Consider the following 23,496-nt stretch of genomic DNA (forward strand, 5'->3'; position numbering starts at 1 on the left):
CACGCTCCTTATAGCCTCATATGAATGGAATGTGAATAAAGCAAGTGTATTTAAAATGATCCGAACAGACGTACACGGATGGCTGCGAAAGACAGACTGGGTGCTGTATTTCTTGAAGGTATCAGCGAGGCAGCTGTATGCCGAACGTATTGACACCCTTGTCGCTGTTCACGAACACAGTGCCGCCGTGCATCAATGCAATGGCCTTGACGATGGCCAGCCCCAGGCCATGATTGGCGCCGCTGTTGCTGCGTGAGGCATCGACCCGGTAAAAGCGCTCGAACAGCCTGGGCAAATGTTCCGGGGCTATTTGCACGCCGGGATTGGTCACGCCGATACTCACATGGGCATCGCGCGACTCGATAGTTACCTCGATGACCTGGCCGGCATCGGTGTGTTGCACGGCGTTATGCAGCAGGTTGATCAAGGCGCGGCGCAAATGCGGCTTTTCAATCGGCGCGCTGGCGTCGCCCTGAACCCGGACTTGCACGTGGGCATCTTCCAGAATGAAATCCAGGTAATCCAGCGTGGTGGCGACTTCGTCTGCCAGTGACGCGCAGGTCTGCGCTTTGACTTTTGTGCCCTGATCCGCGCTGGCCAGAAACAGCATGTCGTTGATGATCGAGCGCAAACGCTCCAGCTCTTCGAGGTTTGATTGCAACACCTCGAAATAATGCTCGGCCGAGCGGCCGCGGGTCAGCGCCACCTGGGTCTGGCCGATCAGGTTGGTCAGCGGTGAGCGAAGCTCGTGCGCCACATCGGCATTGAACGACTCGAGCCTAGAGTAGGCCTGCTCGACCCGTTCCAGCGTGGAGTTGAACGAAGCGACGAATTGTTCAAGCTCCGGTGGCAGCGGCGAAATCTGCAAGCGCCCGGACAGCCTTGGCGGGGCGAGCTTCTGGACTTCCTGCGAGAGACTGGTCAAAGGACGCAGGCCGATGCGCGCGACCCAGTAACCAAGCGCCGAAGCCAGCAAAATACCCAGCGTAGCCAGACTGATCAGCGCGACCAGCAGCGAGTGTTGGGTATGCCAGAATGTCTCGGTATCGATGGCGGTCAGAAAACGCAGCGCCGGGCGCTGTTCCTTGGCTGGGAATTCGCTGACCAGTACCTTGAATGCGAACGGGTGATCGGCCAGTTTCAGGTCATGCATACCCGATGCGCCTTGCGCGAAACGACGAATGTTCGCGTCCGGGTTGCCGAATTCGTACAGCGGGTTGTCGCTGACTACCCAGAAACGCAAGCGCTTGTCTTCCTCGCTGAGCAACTCCAGCTTTGCCTTGATCTTGCCCCAGTGCTCCGGGTTGCCGAAACGCCCGACGGCCGATTCCAGCACACTGTAGCGCGCATCGACTTCGGCACGCGGCAACAGGTCCAGACTCTTGTCGACTTGCAGGTACAAGGCCCAGCCGATCAGCAGGAACACCACCAGTGCCACCAGCGCGAACAGTCCGCTGAGGCGCAGGGCGATCGAATCAACCCGCACTGCGGTTCTCCAGCACATAGCCCATGCCACGAATGGTGTGCAGCAGTTTATGTTCGTGAGGACCGTCCAGCTTGGCCCGCAAGCGTTTGATCGCGACTTCGACCACATTGGTATCACTGTCGAAGTTGATGTCCCAGACCATCTCGGCGATTGATGTCTTGGAGAGGATGTCGCCCTGACGTCTGGCCAGCACGCTGAGCAGCGAAAACTCCTTGGCGGTCAGATCCAGACGCATTCCGGCGCGAGTCGCCTTGCGGCTGATCAGGTCTATCCACAGGTCGGCGATAGTGATTTGCACCGGTTCGTGGCCACCGCTGCGGCGGGTCAGCGCCTGGAGACGGGCGACCAGTTCCAGGAAGGAAAACGGTTTGCCGAGATAGTCATCGGCACCTTCGCGCAGGCCGCGAATGCGGTCATCGACCTGCTCGCGAGCGGTAAGCATGATTACGGGCGTCTGCTTGCGCGCGCGCAACGCACGCAATACGCCGAAGCCGTCCAGGCCGGGCAACATCACATCAAGAATGATGATCGCGTGGTCGTTCTCCAGCGCGAGGTGCAGACCTTCGATGCCATCGCGCGCCACGTCGACGGCGTAGCCCTGTTCGGTCAGGCCGCGGCGCAGGTAGTCTGCGGTTTTCTCTTCGTCTTCGATAATCAACACGCGCATCGGGTGACTCTCACTTGTGAAGGGCCAGCGCGGGTGCGGCGGGCGCCGGGTGGCGTTTATGAAACAGCCGCTCCAGTTGCAGGTAAATGACCGGCGTAGTGAACAGGGTCAGCATCTGGCTCACCAGCAGGCCGCCGACCACTGCGATACCCAACGGTTGACGCAGTTCGGCACCGACTCCGAAACCCAGCATCAGCGGCAGTGCGCCGAGCAAGGCGGCAAGGGTGGTCATGATAATCGGTCGGAAGCGGGTAATGCAGGCCTCATAAATGGCCTCCTGTGGCGACAGGCCCTGCTCACGCTGCGCTTGCAGGGCAAAGTCCACCAGCAGAATGCCGTTCTTCTTGACGATACCGATCAGTAACACGATGCCGATCAGGGCCATGATCGAGAAGTCCTGCCCCATCATCCATAGCAGCAACAGCGCGCCGATACCTGCCGAGGGCAGGGTGGAAATGATGGTCAGCGGGTGCACGAAGCTTTCATAAAGCACACCCAGAATGATGTACACCGCCACCAGCGCGGCGAGAATCAGCCACGGCTGGTTGGCCAGCGAACTCTGGAATGCCTGTGCCGCGCCCTGAAAACTGCCGATGATCGAGGCCGGCATGCCGATCTCTTTCTTGGCCTGATCGAGCATGTTTACCGCGTCGCCCAGTGCGACCCCGGACGCCAGGTTGAATGACAGGTTGGCAGCCGGGAACATACCGTCGTGGCTGATCGACAGCGGGCCCATGCGCGGCGCACTGACTTTGGCCAGCGCCGACAGCGGCACCATTTCGTTGGTCAGCGGTGAGCGCAGATAGAAGTAAGCCAGGCTTTCGGCTTTGCCACGCTGCTGGGCATCCAGCTCGAGGATCACCTTGTACTGGTTGACCTCGGTCTGGTATTCGCTGATCTGCCGCTGGCCGAACGCGTCGTACAGCGCCTGATCGACGTCGGCGGTGGTCAGGCCGAATCGCGCGGCAGCACTGCGATCAATATAGATATGGGTGACACTGCCGCCCAGTTGCAAGTCGTTGGACATATCGCGAAACGCCGGATTGCTGCGCAGTTTTTCAGTCAGCCGTTGCGTCCAGGTATTGAGCAATTCGCCGTCGTTGCTCTTGAGCACATACTGATACTGACTGCGGCTCGGCCCGGAACTGAGGTTGATGTCCTGTCCGGCACGCAGATACAGAACGATGCCGGGGACTTTCGCCAGTTGGGGGCGCAGGCGGTCAATGAACTCGCTGACCGACACATCGCGTTCGGAGCGCGGCTTGAGGGAGATCCAGAAGCGTCCGTTGGCGATGGTCTGGTTGCTGCCTGACACACCGACTGAATGCGAGAACGCCAGCACTGCCGGGTCTGCACCGACGATTTTTGCCAGTTGCAGGTGTTTTTCCACCATGTCCGGGTAGGAAATGTCGGCAGCGGCCTCGGTGGTGCCGAGTGCAAAAGCAGTGTCCTGAACCGGAAAGAAGCCCTTGGGTATGAGGATATAGCCGACCACCGCCAGCCCCAGGGTCAGGCCGAACACGCCGAGCATTAGTCGCTGATGGGCCAGCGCCTTGCGCAAGCCTCGCTCGTAGGAGGCCAGCAAACGTTCACCGAAGCCCGGCTTCTGATGCGGGTTGTGCGTGGGGGCGCGCATGAACAGTGCCGCCAGGGTCGGCGCCAGGGTCAGGGAGACGACCACCGAAATCAGAATGGTTGCGGTGGCAGTCAGCGCAAACTCCTTGAACAGCCGCCCGACCACACCGCCCATGAACAACAGCGGAATGAATGCCGCCACCAGCGAGAAACTGATCGACACCACGGTAAAGCCGATTTCCCCCGCGCCCTTTATGGCGGCCTCGCGCATGCCTTGTCCGGCCTCAAGGTGGCGATGGATGTTTTCTACCACCACGATGGCGTCGTCCACCACGAACCCGACCGCGACCACGATGGCTACCAATGTCAGATTGTTCAGGCTGAAGCCGAACAGGTACATCATCGCAAAGCTGGCGATCAGCGATACCCCGAGCACCGCACTGACGATAAGGGTGGCTGACAGCTGACGCAGAAACAGTGCCATGACCGCCACCACCAGCAGCACCGCGATCATCAGGGTCAGTTCCACTTCGTGCAACGAGGCGCGAATGGTGCGGGTCCGGTCGTTGAGTACCGAGACCTCAACGGTAGCGGGGAGCATTTCCTGCAAGCGTGGCAGTTCACGCTGGATGCGGTCCACAGTGTCGACAATGTTGGCGCCAGGCTGACGAAAAATAGCGATGTTGACGCCTTGCTGGTCGCCGGACCAGGCCTTGACGTAGGCGTTTTCCGAACCAGCGACCACCCGAGCCACATCCTTGAGCTGGACGGGGGCGCCGTTCTTGTAGGAAACGATCAGTTGCGCGTAGTCCTGCGGCTTGAACAACTGATCGTTGGACGACAGTGTCGAAATGCTGTCCTTGCCATACAAGGCACCTTTGGCCAGGTTGAGGCTGGTCTGTTGCACCGCCAGGCGAATGTCGGCCAGGGTCAGCCCCAGCGCGGCCAGTTTTTCGGGAGCGGCCTGCACACGAATCGCTGGCCTTTGCTGGCCGGTGATGAACACCTGACCCACGCCTTCGATCTGGCTGAGCTGGCGCGCCAGGATGGTTTCGGTGACATCGCTCAGCTCCGTGCCGGGCATCAGGCTGGAGCTGACACTCAGGATCAGCACCGGACTGTCAGCCGGGTTGACCTTGCGCCAGGTCGGCAAGCTCGGCATGTCGGCTGGTAGGCGTCCCGCTGCAGTGTTGATGGCGGCCTGGACTTCCTGAGCGGCAGTGTCGATGCTTTTGTTGAGGGTGAATTGCAGCGTCAGGTTGGTGGACCCCAGGGCGCTGCTGGAGGTCATCTGGGTCATGCCGGGGATCGCGCTGAACTGCACTTCCAGCGGCGTGGCAACCGAAGACGCCATGGTTTCCGGGCTGGCACCGGGCAGTTGCGCGGTAACCTGTATGGTCGGGAACTCCGCTTCCGGCAACGGCGCAATCGGCAGTCGTGGAAAGGCAATGACCCCTAGCAGTACCAGTGCGAAGGTCAATAACAAGGTGGCCACCGGGTGGTCGATGCACCACGCCGATACCGAGCCTCGGCCATTCATCGTGCGTGCTCCACTTGCGCGCTCGCGACATCCGGGGCGGGTGCGCTGACCACTTCGACAGCCGCCCCCGGCCGCAGCCGCGACTGGCCGTCGCTGACCAGTACATCTCCGGCGTTTGGCCCGCTGATCAACGTCTGCTCGCTGTCCTGATAAAGCACCTTGACCGGTACGACTTCCACTTTTTTATCAGCAGTGAGTCGATAGACGAAGTGCTGATCGATGCCGCGCTGCACTACTTGTGGCGGTACTTTGAGCGAGTTGAGTTCGACACCGGTCTGGATCTTCACCGTGACCAGTTGCCCAGGCCAGAGTTGTTCGCCGGGGTTTTTGAATTGAGCCTTGGCGCGGATCGTGCCGGTGGTTGCCGACACCTGATTGTCGATCAATGAAAGCGTACCTTCACCCAAAAGCAGTCCGTTGGCCGCGCCGTCGCCCTGATACGCCTTGACGGTCGCAGCGTTGCGTTCGGCAATCAGTCCCTGCAGGGTCGGTAACATCTGCTGAGGCAGAGAGAATTCCACCGCAATCGGGTCGATCTGTGTCACCGAAAACAGCCCGGTAGCATCGCTGACGCGCAGGAAGTTGCCTTCATCGACATTGCGGATGCCGACCCTGCCCGTAACCGGCGAGCGAATCTGGGTGTAGGAGAGCTGCACCTGTGAGGCGTTGATGCTTGCTTCGTTGCCTTTCGCCGTGGCTTCGAGTTGCCTGACCAGTGCCTGCTGCTGATCGAATGTCTGACGCGAGATACCGTTGTCCTGAGTGAGCTGGCGATAGCGTTTCAGGTTCAGCTGCGCGACATCTAGCTGCGCCTTGTTCTGCGCCAGCTGGGCGCGAGCTTGCTCCAGCGAGGCGCGGATCGAGCGGTCATCCAGCGTCGCCAGCAACTCGCCGGCCTTGACCTGTTGACCTTCCTTGACCAGCACGCGCGTCAGTACGCCATCTACCTGAGGACGGATCACCACACTTTGCAGTGACAGCACCGAGCCGATCCCTGTGACGAAACGTGGTACGTCCTCAATGCTGACCGTGATCACCTTGACAGGCACCGCAGTCACGGAGTTTTTCGGGAGTGTGGCAGGGCGTGTCAGTTTCCATCCGGCAATGGCCACGCAGGCTATCAGCAGGACTACAGCGGTGACGGTCAGGGTCTGTCTGCGCATATGAAGAAAACGCCAAATGTCGGTACGGGAGTAATATTTTTTTACGGCTTCCTTATAGCCTGCAAACCCGGTCAGCAGAATGACTTTTAGCTGTCAGGTTTGTCAGAAAGCCTCCACCGCGCATGGCGTGCAGTCAAGAAAATCCGCTAACGGACGATATCTATGTTGAAGAGCTATTTGTCCAGATGTTTATAAAGTCCTAAGAGTTTTCCTACATTTTCCTAGGTCGGCTTCTGGCAGCTAATTCTCCCATCAACTTAACTCACTGTATGAGCCTATGAGTGGAGAACGCCATGAACAGTAAAAAAACGACCTGGAAAGTCATGTTGAAATGTTTGTTTCTTCGCCAGGGTTTGGGGGCCGTCATTGTGTTGGTTCCCTTGCTGGCTGCGCCTGCTTTTTCATGGGCAAAGGACGGCGTAGTGACGTTGCATGGCAGTATCGTCAACAGCAGTTGCGTGATTTCCGACATTAATGTGAATGTGCCTGCTGCTCATGCGCGCATCCTGCAAGTTGCACCGGGCATCAATATGCAGGTGAGCACCGAGCACAATGCATGTGGTGATCAGGCGGTGCCCTTTGTCGCGCAGTATCAGGTACTTCCGGCCGCCGAGATCGACGGCAAGGCCCTGCGGGCAAGCGCTGGAGTCATCACGTTGAGCTATCAATAAATACAGATCTGTATTATTTTTTCGACCGGACTGTCACCCACGTTTAAGTGACAGTCCAGTGTCCGGTCAGCCCTTTTAAAACTGACACCACCCTGGTTTAAAACACCCGCGCCACACTGTGTAACAGCCGTAATTAGCCTACTTGCGCAAGACGCCTGGTTATTCCTACAGACCTGTCCTGCGTGTCGTGTTGTGTTGTCTGCGGGTTAAAAGTTATCCAGCTGACAGCATCGAAATAGACCTGGATCTATAGTGCTCACCGTCCGATAGCGGGCACACACGACATAACACAAGGAAGGTCGTTAGCATGAAAAAGCTCTCTCTTACATTGGCAGTTCTGGGCGCAATGGGCGTTGGCATGGCGGGTAACGTCAGTGCAGCGAACAACGGAAAAATGGTCTTCAACGGCACACTGACCAATATCTCCTGCGATGTGGGACCGGGCACGGGCGTCAGTGCGGGCACCAACCCTGGCGAAATCAATGTCGACCTGGGCAACGTCTCCTTCTCTGATATTGGTGTATCGAGTGAAAGTCGATTCGAAACGGCTGCGCCTATCCAGTTGTTGGTCAACTGCAGCGCGGGCGCAGATCAATACAACATGGTCAAGATGCGCCTTACTGCCCGTAACGGCAGCGGTCTGGACAATAACGATGCCAAACTTCTGCGCACCACCGGCGCGGCAGATGGCGTCGGTATCGGCTTGCTCAATACCTCCAGCGTTCTGATGGACCTGAGCGGTGCTGAAACCGTCGACACCACGCTCATCAAGGATGGTGCCAGCGGTGCGACTGCTGAAATCAATTTTGGCGCGGTCTATGTGCTCAACGGCACGCCGACCAATCCGGGTAATGCCGACGGCTTCCTGCCGTTCGTGATGGATTACGAGTAACCGTGTCGGACAGGGCGGGCACTGCTCGCTCTGTCCCTTATCGAATTCAAGGCGAACGCCAGTATGTTTCCTGATTTTTTTCGCTACACGACGCTTGTTGCGGCAGTGTGCTGGGCGTCCTCTGTTCAGGCGGGCATCGTATTGAATACGACGCGCGTCATCTATCAGAGCAATGAAAAAGAGGTCAGCCTGGGTGTTCACAACAGTGGCGGGGGGGAGATTCTCCTGCAGTCCTGGCTTGAATCTCCGACAGTGGCGACCAGCAAGACTGACAACAACGACACCCCGCTGTATTTGCCTTTTATCGTCACGCCTGCGTTGACGCGGATGGCCGGAGGTGGCAGACAACTGTTGCGCATCATTCATTCCGGTGCAGACATGCCCACTGATCGTGAATCGGTGTTATGGCTCAATGTGCAGGAAATCCCCCAGACCGCTGCAGAGAACACGCTGCAGATTGCGATACGTCAGCGCATAAAAGTGTTCTTTCGGCCTGACGGTTTACAGGACGATCCGCAGCAGGCACCTGAACAGCTGAACTGGCAATCAATCGATAACGCGGGTGTGCAGGTGGAGAATCCAGGACCCTATCACGTGTCCATGCTGAGGATTTCCATACGCCAACACGATAATGAGCTTGCCCGCCTCGACAGTCAGATGCTTGCCCCCCATCAGCGCTTGCGTATCCCGTTGTTGCACACCCCGGGAAGTGCACCGTTGCTGGTGAGTTTCGTCAGTATCAATGACTACGGCGGGCAAGTGCCTTATCAAGTGACACTGGCCGATAAAGAACCGGGTCATGCCCGCAAGGCCTTGCCTCGATAACCTGAAACATCACACGTCAGCGTTCACCTTTCAAACCGTCGGGTCTGCGTGACAAACCGGCCCGGCAGACCTGCGTCTGTGTAAAGGATTGCGCGGCGCGCGCGACAGCCGAAGTAGAGTGAAGACCGCTATGGAATGGCGCAAAAAAGATCACAAGGGAGTCATTGCACAGTTCGCTCTGCCTCACCCACGACATTGTCCGCTGGGTATCGGCCTGGGGTTGACGTTGATGTTTTCGCTCAGCGCGTTCGCAGCCTCGCCTGGCGGTACTCGGGCTGACGGGACAGTCAAATTCAATACGGCGTTTATCCAGGGAAGCGATCAGCCGCCTGACCTCCAGGAGTTTCTGCGTACCAACAGCGTACTGCCCGGCACTTATCGGGTTGATATTTACGTCAATCGCAAACTGAGCGGCAGGCGAGATATCACTTTTTCAAAAAATCGAGTGTCAGGCCTGATTGAACCCTGTCTGTCGCTTGAAATGCTACAGAGCTTCGGTCTGGACCTGAGTCGCCTGCCTTCAGATGAAGGCACAGCTCAGGGCTGTTTCGATTTGCCCGCGCATGTCGAGTTTGCGCGTGTCGACTATCAGCCCGGTGCGTTGCGACTCACTATCAGTGTGCCGCAAGCCGTTATGTCGCGGGGCGCGCGCGGTTATGTTTCACCGGAGCTTTGGGATCAGGGTGAGACGGCAGGTTTTATCAACTACAACGTCAATGGCAGCAGGCGCCGTAACAAGGGGCTGGAAACGGACCAGTATTACCTCGGGCTGCGAAATGGCCTGAACCTTGGGGCCTGGCGATTGCGCAATGAGTCCTCACTGGTCGGCGGCAGTGATCGGCCCTGGCGTTATCTCAGCAATCGTACTTTCGCGCAGCGCGACATCACTTTCCTGAAAAGCCAGTTTACGGTGGGGGAGACCTTCAGCGACTCGCAAGTTTTCGACAGCGTTCGCTTCAAGGGCGCTGCACTGGCTTCTGACGATGGCATGCTGTCCGACAGCGAGCGAGCCTATGCCCCGGTCATCCGCGGAATTGCCGAGACCAACGCGACGGTGGAAGTTCGTCAGAACGGTTTTCTGCTGTACAGCGGCAGTGTTTCGCCCGGGCCTTTCGAAATTGCCGATATATACCCCAGTGGTTCCAATGGTGATTTGTCGGTGTCGGTCATTGAGGCAGACGGGCGCATAAGGACTTTTACCCAGGCCTACGCATCGCTGCCGATCATGGTCCCCTCGGGAGCCTTGCGCTACAGCCTGGCCGTCGGGCAGGTCGATAACAACGATAATGTTCAGGCCTCTCCCGATTTTGCCAGCACAGCCCTGATTTATGGGATTTCCGAGCGGATTACCGGGTTCGGTGGTCTGCAGCTGGCCGAAGAGTACCAGGCCGCGAATATAGGTGCCGGGATCAATACCGGGCTGGGCGCAGTGTCGCTGGATATCACCCGGTCTGTCAGTCAGGTGGCTCAACAGTCGCGCAGCGGCCAGAGCATGCGGGTGCGTTATGCCAACACGCTGGACGTTACCGACACCACTCTGGCCGTGGCAGGTTACCGCTACTCCACTGAAGCGTACCGGACCCTGAGCCAGCACGTCAGCGATACCGACCCGCAGAGACAGGCGCTGTCCACTGGCCTGGCTCGGGATCGGCTTGAACTCAGTGTTACCCAGATAGTGCCGAACCAGGCCGCATCGCTGAGTCTGACCGCTTCCGAGCAGCGCTACTGGAACCTGCCCGGCAAGACCCGGCAACTTTACCTGTCCTATAACGCTGCCTGGCAGACCGTGAATTACAGCCTGTCCATTGAACGCAACGAGGACTTCGGGCGAAACGGTGAAGCGAGCACCGACAACCGTGTTGCCTTGAGCGTGACCCTGCCGCTCGGATCGAGCCCCGGTTCGTCGCGACTGTCTTTCAATGCGGTGCGCGACAGCACCGGCGAGTACAACGCTCAGGCCGGGCTCAACGGTCAAGTGCTGGGCGATCGTGAGACGTTTTATTCGGTACAGGCCGGGCGTGACAGCAGTTCCGGGAGTTTCGGTGCCGGGAAGATCATGACCACCACCGGTTTCGGTCGCTTCGAGGCCGGTTATAGCCAGGGCCAGGACTACGATGCATTCAGCCTGTCTGCGGCGGGTTCGCTGGTGGCTCACCCCGGCGGTTTGAACCTGGGGCAGGCGCTGGGTGAAACCTTCGCCCTGGTTCAGGTTCCGGACGTCAGCGGGGCTCGGTTGAAGTCCTTCAGTAACGTCGAAACTGCAGGCAACGGCTATGCCGTTCTGCCCTATGCGCAGGCCTACCGGACCAACTGGGTCAGCCTGGATACCCGCCAGTTGGGCGCTGATGTCGACCTGGAAAATGCCATCACCCAGCTCGTACCGCGCCGCGGAGCGATACCGGTGGTGCGCTTCAAAGCCATTGTGGGCCGCCGCGTCCAGTTTGAACTGGTGCGCGCCGACGGCAGCAAGGTACCGCTGGGTGCCAGTGTCGAGGATGAACAGGGCAGGGCGCTGGCGGTGGTCGACCCTGGCAGTCAGGCGTTGGTGCTCAGCGAGCAGGATGTCGGCAGCTTGCGGGTTCGCTGGTCTGATCAAAGTTGTCAGGCAGCATTCTCGCTACCGCCCAGAGATCCGGCTCGTGCCTACGAGCGGATCAGGGTGACATGCCAATGAGCGCGCTTGCTGATTCATGCCTGGCAGTGTTGGCGGTGTTACTGCTGTCGGGCAGCGTTGGCGCACAAGGGGCGATTTCGCTGAGCGGGACACGGCTGGTCTTTGACGGCCAGTATCACGAAGCCAGTATCGAGGTACGTAATCGAGGTGATTCCGAAGCGCTTTTTCAGGCCTGGCTAAGTGATGCCCGGGATGACGACGACACTCCTCCGGCTCGGCGCAGAACGCTGCCGTTCGTGGTCACGCCACCGCTTTCACGTCTGCCAGTTGGCGGCAGGCAGACCCTGCGCGTGTTGTATCAGGGCACAGGCATGCCGCAGGGGCACGAGTCGCTGGTGCATTTGTATGTGCTTGAGGTGCCCCGGCGGCAGGAAGGCGTTCGCCAGTTGAATGTCGCCGTGCGTCAACGCATCAATGTGTTTTACCGGCCCGTTGGTCTTGAGGGGGATCCGGCTGACACTGGCGCAAAGTTGCTGTGGACACTGACTCAGGACAATGCCGGCACTTCCTTGCTGACGGTCAGTAACCCCATGCCTTATCACGCCTCTCTGCAAGCGTTGCGCATCGACTCTATTCAACTCAGCGAGTACCTGCTGCTGGCACCGGGTGCCCATTTTGAAATGGTTGTGCCTGCGAGCGTTCTGCCCTCCGCAACCCATCGTTTTTCATACAAGGCGCTGACCGACTATGGCGGTCAGCGTACTTATTGCACACCGCTCAAGGGGCAGGCGGCCTTTACGGCCCGCCTGCTGGAGACCCATTCCTTTCAGGACGAATGCTGATATGAAACTAATGTCTGCCAGACGCTGGCTGCGATCCACTGTGGTGTTGCTGATGCTGAATCCGGCTTCCGTCTTCGCGTTGGTCTGTACCACTCAAGGGGGCGGTGAAACCGAAATTCACGATGACCTGGGCAGTACGGTGGCGATTCCGGAGTCGATTCCCAACGGGGAAGTGGTGTGGCGTTCCGAGCCTGTGAATGTTCAGGTCGAATGTGCCAAGGATGGCTCGCAGTCTGTCGAGGAAGAGATTTTCATCTACCTGAATCCGGACAATCGTTTGATCGGTCAGGGTATCCGCGCCGGCCTGACGCTTCAGGGCACCGATCATCTGCAAGGCAGCGGACGGGTCAGTACCGGCACCTACTTGCCGGTCTGCCATGAAGGCGACAGCAATATCGAAAATTGTCCAAAGGTGCGCTTCAATCTGGCGTTTTCCGTGTTTATTCAGAAGTTCGGCGCAACACCACCCTCTGGCGTGGCAAGTGATCTGCTGGATTACCGGTTTTTTCAACTGGGTGGTGCGACGGACTCAAGCCGGGTGCCGGGGCGCAGCCTCAGTTACGTGATCAACAACCTGCGGGGGCTACGGTTCGTGGCCTGCGACGCCGATCTGCAAGTGCTCCCGGAGACCGTGGAGTTTGGCGACATTGCCATACATCAGGTGGCCATTGGCAAGGTAATCGCCACACAGACATTTTCTCTGCTAACCAGCCGCACGTGCGATTCGCCGTTCAGCATTGATGCGCGTTTCAGACCGGTGACAGGCAATCTGTCCGGCGAACTGCTCGTTCCCTCCGGCAATGATTCACTGGGGATTCGCATTGCCAGCGCCGTCAGCGGTCAGCCATTACGTTACAACGAGCCGTTCCATCTGGCAGAACTGCTGGGTGAAACCAACGCTGCCAGTGCTGACTTCAATGCGCAATTACTCTGGAATACCAATACTCCAACGCCGGGACCGTTCAATGCCGAGATCATGGTCGATCTGTTCTACAAATGACGGCGACAGGAGGCTCGGGCGGTTGCGCGGCGATTGATGTATGCTGCGCGACCGCGGGCATGTGCCCGGCCAATTCGACTTTCTGGTGACACCATGACCACTCCTGAACAACCCCCTGTTCAAGACGCCGCAGCCGACTCCGTCGCAGACACTGAAAAGAAGGCTGTCATTGCGCCTTTCAGCTTTCCGTTCAAGCCTTCTGAGTTTGCCCAAGCCAAAAAGGAACCCGCATGGCATCAGAAAGCCAACAAGCATGGCCATCACAAAACCCCTGGCGTAGCCCCGGCGGGCACGCGCAGATCGATGGGCAAGCGCTGATCGCGTGAGTAACCCTGTTCAGGCGGCCTGCAAGGGTATGAACAGGTAGGAAACCGGCTCCCGATCCGTAACGTCGGCACCCTCCTGTTGCAGGGTGTCCAGAACCTGCTGCCCCGCTACATGAAACTCCCAGTGCGAGCCATTGGGTTGCATATCCTGCGCACGGTTTGCGACCTCCGCGATGGCGGTCGCAAATGCGTTCATGTCCGGCAGATACGCGACGAAGCCGTTACCCTTGAGGGCGGTGGTGCGAATGCCCAGTTTCTGACAGATCAACTGTTTGGTCTCTATTTCATCCCGATCGGCCTGACGGGATTGTTCGATCAGCTCCATCAACTGCGTATCTACCAGCCTGTCGCCAACGATAAGGTCGGGGCCCTGCTCCCAGGACTCTGGCGGGCAGCCCTTGGTTTCGGGGCGTAATGGAATGTGCGGATTGATCTCCATCGGATAGATCCGGCACACCAGCGGCCTGCGCTCGTAAATGCGGCACAGGTTTTTCTCGTCAAGATTCCGGCAACGTCCAACGTTGTAGGCCGCGAAGGTGATCGCCACAAAGGCTGTGGTGCTGCCGCTGTTCACCTGCGTCGAGCGACGGCTGGCATGGGTCAGCTGGGCCTCGGAAACGCCATAGCCATTGCTCAGAAAAGCTTCGGTCAAGACAATCACGTTGCCGCCGTCTGCCGCCCATTGCGCGGCTTCGCCGAGCGTGAGAGGCACGTGGTGGTCGGTGCAGCAACCGCCGCAACCCACACAGGAAAACTTGGTGTCCATTGTCTCGATGACCCTTTCAGAGTTACGCGCCGGGCGACAACAATTGGTCGCTCGCCCGGCTGATACAGCGCAGGAAGCAAGTTGTGCGCCAGTCGCTGGTTGGGTCAACAGGCCCGTCAGGTTGCAGGAACGTCGAAACGTTTCAGGTAGGACATCCCTGATTTCTCGTAAAGACGCCGTGCCGTGAGATTGTTTTCCATGACGTGAAGATCGACTGCTGCTTCGCCGCACCTACTCAAATGGGCGAGCAGGTGGTTGAGCAGAGCGGAGCCTATCCCGCTGTGTCGCACTTCGGGATGCACAACCAGGTCTTTGATGAATGCGCTGGTCCAGCAGACGATCACGCCCACCACCGTTTCGTCCAGGATGGCCAGAAAGCACCGCGACGTGTCGAATTCAGGGTCTTGTTCGAAGGCGGCTCGCCAGTCCGGGTAATCCGGCACGCTGCCCGCCGCGCTGGCATGACCCAGTGTCAGCAGGCGGTGAACCTCTGGAGCTTGCTCAAGGGTGAAAGGTCGCGGCAGGACGCGCGGCGGCCAGGCCGCAGCGGGTACGGGTAAGGCGAGAGTCCGACGCATCAGCCAGTAATGTCTGGCAGATGCATCGGTCAGGTTCGGACGTTGCGTCGGTGCGCGTTCCGGGATCAGAGCCCTTGGGCGACCACCGTACGTGCTGCCTCGATCAGGCATTTGGTCAACTCGGGTGACGAGAACTTGGTCAGCACAGCGTTGGCTCCGGCGATCTGCGATTTCTCGCTGTTCATCGCGCTGTCGAGCGAGGTGTGCAAGAGGATATACAGATCGCTGAAGTCGGGCGTATCGCGAAGAGTCCGGGTGAGGGCGTAGCCATCCATCTCCGACATTTCGATATCGGAAACCACCACGTTGATCTGCCGCTCAGTGCCCTGCAGATCCAGAAGAACGTCGATGGCTTCCTTGGCACTACGCGCCGTGTGGCATTCGATGCCCAGATTGCGCAAGGTGATGATCGACTGCTGCAGCGCAACCTGGCTGTCATCGACAACCAGAATCCGCGCCTTGCCGAGCATTTCGGCATCCTCTTTGGCCAGCTCCGTCGATTGCACGACGATCTGCGCCGGAGCAATACCGTGAATCACTTTTTCGATATCCAGAACCTGTACCAGCACGCCATCGACCTGAGTGACCCCGGTGATGAACGACTTGCTGCTCGAGCCGTAGGGTGGCGGACGGATATCGGTGGTCAGGCAGTGCACAATCTTGCTGACGGCCTGAACGTGCAGGCCCTGTTTGGAGCGGCTGACGTCGGTAACGATCAAGCAGCCACCGTCGGGATCCGCCAGAGGGCGCTCACCGATTGCACGACTCAGGTCAATGACCGACAGTGACGAGCCGCGCAACGTGGCGATACCTTTGACGTGCGGGTGCGATTCGGGAAGATGGGTCAGGGGAGGGCAGGGAATGATCTCACTGACCTTGAGCAGGTTGATCGCCATCAGCTTGCCGCTGCGCAACGTGAAGAGGAGCAGCGAAAGTGAATCTGCTCGGACGTTATTGGACATATGAACCTTCTGGCTGTAGGTGTTTCGTCGCCTGGAAGCGGCAAACAACTTTCTATGACAGGTTATCGACCTGCGACGGGCAGGCTTGAGGATTTTTAACGTACGGCTGGCCGCGCCGCTCACTGGTCAGTGAAAGTTGTTTCAACGCCTAACGGCGGCCTGCATGAGCTGCCTGCGCAGGTGTGAATAGTGGCAGTCTGGCTTCGGTCCAGTCAAACCGGGCGAGGGGCGGCACATTGTCGCTCCGCGCATTCCGACAGTCAGCGTCGCAGGTTCGTACGCTACTGTGCTTTGACAGCAGCGTGCCCTGCGGCAAAATACCGCAGCTATATATAGAAGAGCTGGTGCGACAAAGTGACGCGCCCTCTCTATATAGAAGAGGTTTTCATCCGGCTGTTGGCGAAGACTGCTTTGTCGATCGTAACGACGCTGCTCAGACCACCCAGCGGGCAAATGTGTCCGTATGGCTGGCGAACGCTTGAGTTGCCGAATAAGACAGATGATCATCGCGCACGCCTAGGTGCAGCCGGGCTGTACACTCCTGTTTCAGGCTTCGCCCGCACGTTGCATGGCGTTGACCAACCACTTCATCAGTTCAGTAAGGTATGTGAATGAGCGACAACACGTTGTACCTGAGACGCGAAAAGCGCTTTCTGGTTTTGCTGGGGATTATCTGCCTGGCCCTGATCGGCGGGGCCCTGTACATGCAGATCGTGCTGGGCGAGGCGCCTTGCCCGCTGTGTATCCTGCAGCGCTACGCACTGCTGTTCATCGCCATTTTTGCGTTCATCGGCGCTGCCATGTCCGGACGTCGCGGCGTTACGGTGTGTGAAACGCTGGTCACTCTCAGCGCATTGGGCGGAATTGCCGCGGCCGGTCGGCATGTATGGATACTTGCCCATCCGTCCGACAGTTGCGGTATCGACGTCCTGCAACCGATCGTTGACGGCCTGCCATTGGCTACACTGTTCCCTACAGGGTTTCAGGTCAGCGGTTTCTGCACGACGCCGTATCCGCCGGTCCTCGGATTGTCGCTCGCGCAATGGGCGCTGGTAGCGTTCGTCCTGACTGCAGTTCTGGTACCGGCGTGCATCATTCGCAACCGCCGCAAACCTTACTAAATACAGGGGCTTTCGAGAGAAAAAGCCCCGTGATTACGGGGCTTTTTTTGGGTGAAATGACATGTTTGGAGGGTGATTGTTACGCATCAGGAGAATAACTGTTACAAAATTAGGCATAGTCATTAAAAATTTACGTATCTACAATCCCCACCACTTGTCGTCCAGCCTGGCTGAACGATCAGCATTTTGAGGCTTGGAGCGTCCCCTGTGCACTCTGAACAGGCAGCGCAACGCTTGCCTCTGAGGGCGTATGATGGCCGCGTCGAAAGCGTCTGCCCGATATTTTGGGCAGTTCCAGCAACTCAAAAAACAAGAATCCATAGCTAAACCCGGACTTGTCGATATGCCGCTGTGCGTACTGGCAGGCCCTTGTTCAATTCAAAAAAATTAGCCGGCACTGGCAGGGCGAAGTGTTGGCGGTCGAAACCCAACTGCACCGCGCAAGCTGCTTTTAGAGGTCGTGAAATGAGTAAAAAAAGGTACCCCAGGTTTTTTGGCTTCTTGGCCCTTTTCTGTATGCTTTTGCTCAGTGGATGCGATGGCGTACCTCTGCTCGATCCAAAAGGGCAGGTGGGTATCGAGCAGCGGAACCTGATCGTAATCGCTACGTTGCTGATGCTGATTGTCGTGATCCCGGTCATCCTGATGACCCTGATCTTCGCATGGAAGTATCGCGCTTCTAACAAGGCCGCCAAGTACACGCCGGACTGGTCCCACTCCACCAAGATCGAAATCGCAGTCTGGGGCGTACCCATGCTGCTGCTGGTCTTCCTGGGGTACATCACCTACGTCTCTACTCATTCGCTGGACCCTTACCGTCCGCTTGAGTCGGACGTCAAGCCGATCACCATTCAGGCGATCTCGGTCGACTGGAAGTGGGTGTTCGTCTATCCGGACTACGGCATCGCCACGGTCAACAAGATCGTATTCCCGGCCAAGACCCCGATCAATTTCCAGGTTACCTCGGACAGCGTGATGAACTCCTTCTTCATCCCGGGTCTGGGTGGTCAGATCTACGCAATGGCGGGCATGCACACCAAGCTGCACCTGATTGCCAACGAAAATCACGAATTCAACGGTATTTCGGCCAACTACAGTGGCGCGGGCTTTACCGGTATGAAGTTCAAGGCTATCGCCACCAGCCAGGCCGATTTCGACAGCTGGGTCAGCGAAGTCAAGAGCTCACCTAAAAAGCTTGGCACGGCCGAATACGCCGAGTTGATCAAGCCGAGCGAACGCAACCCTGTCGAACTCTTTTCCTCGGTCACCCCGAACCTGTTCCAGATCGTCATCGACAAGTATGAAGGTATGAATCCAGGCAAGAAGGTTGTTGCTGGTGAGAAGGAAGTGGCCGGTGACGCTGGTGCGGAAAAAGGCAAAAATTCAGCTGCTGGGGCAGAGGAGTAAACGATGTTTGGCAAATTAAGTCTGGAAGCGGTGCCGTTCCACGAGCCGATAGTCATGGTGACACTTGCCATGATTGCGCTCGGCGGCATTGCGGTTGTCGGGTTGATCACCTATTTCCGCAAGTGGACGTACTTGTGGTCTGAATGGCTGACCTCTGTCGACCACAAGAAAATCGGCGTGATGTACATCGTCGTTGCCATGGTCATGCTGCTGCGCGGTTTTGCCGACGCCATCATGATGCGTACCCAACTGGCGATGGCCCAGAACGGTTCCGAAGGCTTCCTTCCGCCTGAACACTATGACCAGATCTTCACCGCTCACGGTGTGATCATGATCATCTTCATGGCGATGCCGTTCTTCACGGGTCTGATGAACATCGTTCTGCCTCTGCAGATCGGCGCTCGCGACGTGGCGTTCCCGTTCCTGAACTCCCTGAGCTTCTGGCTGCTGGTCGCAGGTATGCTGCTCATCAACATCTCCCTGGGTGTCGGTGAATTCGCCAAGACCGGCTGGGTAGCTTATCCACCTCTGTCCGGGTTGCAATACAGTCCTGGCGTAGGGGTTGACTACTACATCTGGGCGCTACAGTTATCCGGGTTAGGTACGACGCTAACGGGGGTCAACTTCCTCGTAACCGTTCTGAAGATGCGTACCCCTGGCATGAAACTGATGGACATGCCGATCTTCACCTGGACCTGCACCTGGGCAAACATCCTGATCGTGGCTTCCTTCCCGATCCTGACCGCTACCCTGGCGTTCCTGACTCTTGACCGCTATCTGGACTTCCACATTTTCACGAACGAAATGGGCGGCAACCCCATGATGTACGTGAACCTGTTCTGGGCGTGGGGTCACCCTGAGGTGTACATCCTGATCCTGCCGGCCTTCGGCGTGTTCTCGGAAGTAATCTCCACGTTCTCCGGCAAGCGTCTGTTCGGCCACAAGTCGATGATCTTCGCCTCCGGTGCGATCTGTATCCTGGGCTTCATGGTCTGGCTGCACCACTTCTTCACCATGGGTGCGGGTGCCAACGTCAACGCCTTCTTCGGCCTGGCGACGATGCTTATCGCGATCCCGACGGGTGTGAAGCTATTCAACTGGCTGTTCACCATGTATCAAGGGCGTCTGCGCTTCACCGCGCCGGTACTCTGGACCCTGGGCTTCATGGTCACCTTCTCGATCGGCGGTATGACCGGCGTTCTGTTGGCGATTCCAGGTGCTGACTTCGTACTGCACAACAGCCTGTTCGTAATCGCTCACTTCCACAACGTCATCATCGGTGGTGCGGTATTCGGTTACATAGCCGGCTTCGCGTTCTGGTTCCCTAAAGCGTTCGGTTTCACCCTGAACGAGAAGTGGGGCAAGGCAGCGTTCTGGTTCTGGATCGTCGGCTTCTTCGTCGCATTCATGCCGCTTTACGCGCTGGGCTTCCTGGGCATGACCCGTCGTCTGAACGCTACCGACATGCCTGAGTGGAACATCTACCTGGACGTCGCGCTGTTCGGTGCCGTGCTGATCGCCATGGGTATCGCTTCGCAGCTGATTCAGTTGTTCGTAAGTATCCGTGACCGTGACAACAACCGCGATCTGACCGGTGACCCATGGAATGGCCATACTCTGGAATGGTCCACTTCTTCGCCACCGCCGTTCTACAACTTTGCCGAGCTGCCAAAAGCTGACGACATCGACCCGTTCACCGACGCCAAGCGTGCCGGCACTGCTTACAAGGTTCCTGCCCGCTACTCGGCGATCCACATGCCTAACAACACGGCGACCGGCCTGTACATGGGTATGTTGCTGACGGTCTTCGGCTTCGCATTCATCTGGCACATCTGGTGGCTGGTAGGCGCAAGCCTGGTGGCGACCATTGCAGTCTTCGTTGCTCACGCTGTCCGTGACGACCAGGGCTATATGGTGCCGGCTGAAGATGTAGCGCGTATTGAAGGTGAGCATCACAAGGTCCTGGCGGCCAACGGTGCATACACTCCTGTCAAGTCCTCGCTGGAACAGGTTTAAACAATGTCAAATATTGCAATCAACTCCGGAGCCCACGATCACGGTCACGACCATGATCATGGGCATGACGATCACCACGACAGCGGTGGCATGACGGTCTACGGCTTCTGGCTGTACCTGATGACTGACTGCGTGTTGTTCGCCTCGTTCTTCGCGGTCTACGCCGTTATGGTCAACAGTGTCGCGGGTGGCCCGTCGGGCCAGGACATCTTCCTGCTGCCATTCGTGGCTGTGGAAACCGCGTTCCTGCTGGTCAGTAGTATCACTTACGGCTTCGCCATGCTGGCACTGTACAAAGGCAAGAAGAGCCAGGTACTGGGCTGGCTGGCACTGACCTTCCTGTGTGGTGCTGCGTTCATCGGTATGGAAATCTATGAATTCCATCACCTGATCCACGAAGGCTACGGTCCGAGCCGCAGCGGCTTCCTGTCAGCGTTCTTCGCGCTGGTAGGCCTGCACGGCGCTCACGTGACCAGCGGTCTGATCTGGATGGCGATCATGATGTTCCAGGTCCAGAAAAAGGGCCTGACCAACACCAACAAGACGCGCCTGAGCTGCCTAAGCCTGTTCTGGCACTTCCTGGACGTTGTCTGGATCGGCGTGTTCACCGTTGTCTATCTGATGGGAGCTTTGTAATGTCAAATTCGCATCACTCCGCTGAAGACAATAGTCACGGCTCGGTGAAGTCGTACATCATCGGTTTCGTACTGTCGGTCATCCTGACCGCCATTCCGTTTGCCTTGGTGATGTCGCCGTCGCTGCCGAAGGACATGACGATTGCAATCGTTCTGGTCTTCGCGATCATCCAGATCCTGGTGCACCTGCATTACTTCCTGCACCTGGATTTCACGAGCGTGCAGCGCAACAACGTGATGGCCTTCGCCTTTACCACGATGGTTATCGTCCTGCTGGTTGGCCTGTCGCTGTGGATCATTTTCAGCGTCCACCGCGAAATGATGGCGCATTGAGGAATACCAGATGTCACTGAAGCACTTTATCCAAATCACCAAGCCGGGGATCATTTTCGGTAACGTGCTTTCGGTGGCAGGTGGCTTTTTTCTGGCTTCCAAGGGAAATATCGACTTCGGCGTGTTCCTCGCTGCAGTAATTGGTACTTCCCTGGTCGTTGCGTCTGGTTGCGTGTTCAACAACTGTATCGATCGCGATATCGATCAGCGTATGGAAAGGACCCGTAACCGGGTCTTGGTGCAGGGCCTGGTTTCATTGAAACTGGCGCTGCTCTACGCAACCATACTCGGCGTTGCGGGCGTTGCCCTGCTGTACACCGAGGCCAACCTGTTGGCTGCCTTGTTTGCCGTCATCGGGTTTGTGATCTATGTCGGCCTTTACAGTCTGTACCTGAAACGCAGATCGGTTCACGGCACGCTGGTGGGCAGTCTCTCGGGGGCCATGCCCCCAGTGATCGGCTACTGCACAGTGACCAACAGCTTCGACTTCGCGGCCCTGACGCTACTGGTGATGTTCAGCCTGTGGCAGATGCCGCATTCGTATGCGATTGCCATCTTCCGTTTCAATGACTATCGTGCGGCGAAAATTCCGGTACTGCCGGTCAAGCGCGGCATTCTGGTCACCAAGCGCCACATCATGCTCTACATTCTGGCGTTCCTCGTGGCGACCCTGATGTTGACCGTAGGTGGTTATGCGGGCCTCAACTACCTGGCTGTTGCAGCAGGCATGGGCATGTACTGGTTGTACATGGCCTGGAAGGGTTACAAGGCCGTTGACGATACTGTCTGGGCTCGCAAGCTGTTCGTGTTTTCTATCTTCACCATCACTGCCTTAAGCGTGATGATGTCGGTGGACTTTCAGGTGACAAAAGAATTGTTGGTGACCTACGCCTTCTGATGTTCACCTGATGCACAACCTGAAAACCCCGTTCTGCGAAGAACGGGGTTTTTTTTCGGATGCGATCTACACTTGATGAATGTTCGGCGGTGGCAGCATTTTTTGCGGCCGGATATGCCTCGTTATTGGGCGTTTGTGACCTTCCATAGAAAAAACGGGCTGTTTACCGCATGATGTGCGGCTTTTCGAACGCCTGTTATGGATAACCCGTTTCCCGAGCCCGTCAGGGCCGATAATGATTATGGCTATTACCCCATGATGCCCTCAGAAAGTCAGAGCCTCACGCCTCAACCCCTGGTTTCGATCGTCGCCCCTTGCTATAACGCCGAGCGCTTCCTTGAAGCTGCCCTTCAGAGCATCTTTGCTCAGGACTACGGTAATTTTGAAGTTATCATCGTTGACGATGGTTCGACCGACAACAGCATCGCGATGCTTGAGTCATTGCAGGCGCGTTACCCGTTCCAGCTCTATCGCCAAGCCAATCAGGGGGTCAGTGCCGCTCTCAATCATGGCCTGCGATATGCGAAAGGCGTCTATCTGTCCACTCCGGACCTCGATGACATCATGCTCCCGTTTTCGCTGCGTATCCGTGCGCATTATCTCGACGAGCACCCCGAAGTCGGCTGCGTGGGCGCACTGATCAGCTATATGGACTGTGACGGCAACACGATCAAATGCCAATCGCGCGACTATATTGAACGGCTGACATTCGACGACGTGTTGCGCGGTGCGGTCGTTGTCGGGGCGCCGGTGGCGCTGTATCGGATGCAGGTCATGCGCGATGCGAACGGCTACGACCCGGAGATAAAGGTTCAGGATTTCCAGGCCACGCTGAGAATTGCCCGCCTGGGCTATGAAATTCATGTGATCCCCGAAGTCGTGACACGCTATCGACGTCACCCGAACAACCTTTCACGCAAGTACAAGGTGCTGCTCGAGGCTGACCTGAAAAGTATCGAGCCTTACCGTGAGCATCCCGAATATCAGAGGGGCCGTACGCAGGCCGTCAACAAGGCCTTGAAATACGCCGCTGTCGCGGATAAGCGATACGCCTGGAGTCTTTTACGTACCATCCCCTGGAAATATTTCAATAGTACGACCTGGCGACGCTGCAAGCGCTTGCTGCTGAGCTATCGGTGAGTATGGCGTTGCCGCTCGGAAAATTCTTTGATTCAAGGT

21 protein-coding genes are annotated in these 23,496 nt (G+C 57.6%); 14 read left to right on the plus strand and 7 right to left on the minus strand.

The genetic code is table 11. From position 1 onward, the window contains the following. Positions 1–121: 121 nt before the first annotated feature. Genes RGM3321_RS25710 through RGM3321_RS25725 form a run of 4 tightly spaced genes read right to left on the minus strand, consistent with a single transcriptional unit; the run spans position 122 to position 6,431 of the window. The gene (locus RGM3321_RS25710; protein ID WP_244395395.1) at positions 122–1,486 is read right to left on the minus strand and encodes a heavy metal sensor histidine kinase; all 1,365 of its coding nucleotides are present in this window, start codon (positions 1,484–1,486) and stop codon (positions 122–124) included. After that, positions 1,476–2,153: a heavy metal response regulator transcription factor gene (locus RGM3321_RS25715; RefSeq protein WP_002552331.1), complete on the minus strand. Its 678-nt coding sequence runs from the start codon at positions 2,151–2,153 to the stop codon at positions 1,476–1,478. The genes RGM3321_RS25710 and RGM3321_RS25715 overlap by 11 nt, the downstream gene beginning before the upstream one ends. A gap of 10 nt (positions 2,154–2,163) precedes the next feature. Continuing rightward, complete coding sequence (locus RGM3321_RS25720; RefSeq protein ID WP_244395396.1) at positions 2,164–5,268, minus strand: multidrug efflux RND transporter permease subunit; 3,105 nt, start codon at positions 5,266–5,268, stop codon at positions 2,164–2,166. Continuing rightward, positions 5,265–6,431, minus strand: coding sequence for an efflux RND transporter periplasmic adaptor subunit (locus RGM3321_RS25725; RefSeq protein ID WP_244395397.1), 1,167 nt, complete (start codon positions 6,429–6,431; stop codon positions 5,265–5,267). The genes RGM3321_RS25720 and RGM3321_RS25725 overlap by 4 nt, the downstream gene beginning before the upstream one ends. Positions 6,432–6,724: 293 nt before the next feature. On the opposite strand from RGM3321_RS25725, the gene RGM3321_RS25730 reads away from it, so the two are divergent. From RGM3321_RS25730 to RGM3321_RS25760, 7 genes are all read left to right on the plus strand, one after another. Beyond that, positions 6,725–7,102: a hypothetical protein gene (locus RGM3321_RS25730; protein WP_244395398.1), complete on the plus strand. Its 378-nt coding sequence runs from the start codon at positions 6,725–6,727 to the stop codon at positions 7,100–7,102. A gap of 307 nt (positions 7,103–7,409) precedes the next feature. Continuing rightward, positions 7,410–7,994 carry a fimbrial protein gene (locus tag RGM3321_RS25735; protein WP_244395399.1) on the plus strand — a complete coding sequence of 195 codons (585 nt, stop codon included), beginning with the start codon at positions 7,410–7,412 and terminating at the stop codon, positions 7,992–7,994. Positions 7,995–8,057: 63 nt separating this feature from the next. Continuing rightward, on the plus strand, positions 8,058–8,819 hold the full coding sequence (locus RGM3321_RS25740) for a molecular chaperone (protein ID WP_244395400.1): 762 nt from the start codon (positions 8,058–8,060) through the stop codon (positions 8,817–8,819). A gap of 202 nt (positions 8,820–9,021) precedes the next feature. Continuing rightward, a complete protein-coding gene (locus RGM3321_RS25745; RefSeq protein ID WP_244395778.1) occupies positions 9,022–11,493 on the plus strand; it encodes a fimbria/pilus outer membrane usher protein in 2,472 nt (823 codons plus the stop codon). Further along, positions 11,490–12,275 (plus strand): molecular chaperone, encoded by a 786-nt coding sequence (locus RGM3321_RS25750; RefSeq protein ID WP_244395401.1) that lies wholly within the window; start codon positions 11,490–11,492, stop codon positions 12,273–12,275. The genes RGM3321_RS25745 and RGM3321_RS25750 overlap by 4 nt, the downstream gene beginning before the upstream one ends. Position 12,276: 1 nt before the next feature. Next, positions 12,277–13,275, plus strand: a complete 999-nt coding sequence (locus RGM3321_RS25755) for a fimbrial protein (RefSeq protein ID WP_244395402.1) — start codon at positions 12,277–12,279, stop codon at positions 13,273–13,275. 93 nt (positions 13,276–13,368) lie between these two features. After that, positions 13,369–13,593, plus strand: coding sequence for a hypothetical protein (locus tag RGM3321_RS25760; RefSeq protein WP_002552338.1), 225 nt, complete (start codon positions 13,369–13,371; stop codon positions 13,591–13,593). An 18-nt stretch (positions 13,594–13,611) separates the two neighbouring features. On the opposite strand, the gene RGM3321_RS25765 is transcribed toward RGM3321_RS25760, so the two are convergent. From RGM3321_RS25765 to RGM3321_RS25775, 3 genes are all read right to left on the minus strand, one after another. Continuing rightward, the gene (locus tag RGM3321_RS25765; protein ID WP_244395403.1) at positions 13,612–14,367 is read right to left on the minus strand and encodes a YkgJ family cysteine cluster protein; all 756 of its coding nucleotides are present in this window, start codon (positions 14,365–14,367) and stop codon (positions 13,612–13,614) included. 116 nt (positions 14,368–14,483) lie between these two features. Then, a complete protein-coding gene (locus RGM3321_RS25770; protein WP_244395779.1) occupies positions 14,484–14,945 on the minus strand; it encodes a GNAT family N-acetyltransferase in 462 nt (153 codons plus the stop codon). A gap of 65 nt (positions 14,946–15,010) precedes the next feature. Continuing rightward, positions 15,011–15,907 carry a chemotaxis protein gene (locus RGM3321_RS25775; protein WP_244395404.1) on the minus strand — a complete coding sequence of 299 codons (897 nt, stop codon included), beginning with the start codon at positions 15,905–15,907 and terminating at the stop codon, positions 15,011–15,013. A gap of 611 nt (positions 15,908–16,518) precedes the next feature. On the opposite strand from RGM3321_RS25775, the gene RGM3321_RS25780 reads away from it, so the two are divergent. The 7 genes from RGM3321_RS25780 (at position 16,519) to RGM3321_RS25810 (ending at position 23,457) form a co-directional block, all read left to right on the plus strand. Then, positions 16,519–17,028, plus strand: a complete 510-nt coding sequence (locus RGM3321_RS25780; protein ID WP_244395405.1) for a disulfide bond formation protein B — start codon at positions 16,519–16,521, stop codon at positions 17,026–17,028. Positions 17,029–17,493: 465 nt separating this feature from the next. Beyond that, positions 17,494–18,435: a ubiquinol oxidase subunit II gene (gene cyoA / locus RGM3321_RS25785; protein WP_004656081.1), complete on the plus strand. Its 942-nt coding sequence runs from the start codon at positions 17,494–17,496 to the stop codon at positions 18,433–18,435. 3 nt (positions 18,436–18,438) lie between these two features. Then, the gene (gene cyoB / locus RGM3321_RS25790) at positions 18,439–20,451 is read left to right on the plus strand and encodes a cytochrome o ubiquinol oxidase subunit I (RefSeq protein WP_011266851.1); all 2,013 of its coding nucleotides are present in this window, start codon (positions 18,439–18,441) and stop codon (positions 20,449–20,451) included. A gap of 3 nt (positions 20,452–20,454) precedes the next feature. Further along, a complete protein-coding gene (locus RGM3321_RS25795) occupies positions 20,455–21,087 on the plus strand; it encodes a cytochrome o ubiquinol oxidase subunit III (protein ID WP_002552344.1) in 633 nt (210 codons plus the stop codon). Further along, positions 21,087–21,419, plus strand: a complete 333-nt coding sequence (gene cyoD / locus RGM3321_RS25800; protein ID WP_024643949.1) for a cytochrome o ubiquinol oxidase subunit IV — start codon at positions 21,087–21,089, stop codon at positions 21,417–21,419. The genes RGM3321_RS25795 and cyoD overlap by 1 nt, the downstream gene beginning before the upstream one ends. 10 nt (positions 21,420–21,429) lie before the next feature. After that, positions 21,430–22,317, plus strand: coding sequence for a heme o synthase (cyoE, locus tag RGM3321_RS25805; RefSeq protein ID WP_244395406.1), 888 nt, complete (start codon positions 21,430–21,432; stop codon positions 22,315–22,317). A 255-nt stretch (positions 22,318–22,572) separates the two neighbouring features. Continuing rightward, positions 22,573–23,457: a glycosyltransferase family 2 protein gene (locus tag RGM3321_RS25810; RefSeq protein ID WP_244395407.1), complete on the plus strand. Its 885-nt coding sequence runs from the start codon at positions 22,573–22,575 to the stop codon at positions 23,455–23,457. The last annotated feature ends 39 nt before the right edge of the window (positions 23,458–23,496 follow it).

Source organism: Pseudomonas sp. RGM 3321, assembly GCF_022836805.1.
In the GTDB taxonomy this organism is placed as follows: domain Bacteria; phylum Pseudomonadota; class Gammaproteobacteria; order Pseudomonadales; family Pseudomonadaceae; genus Aquipseudomonas.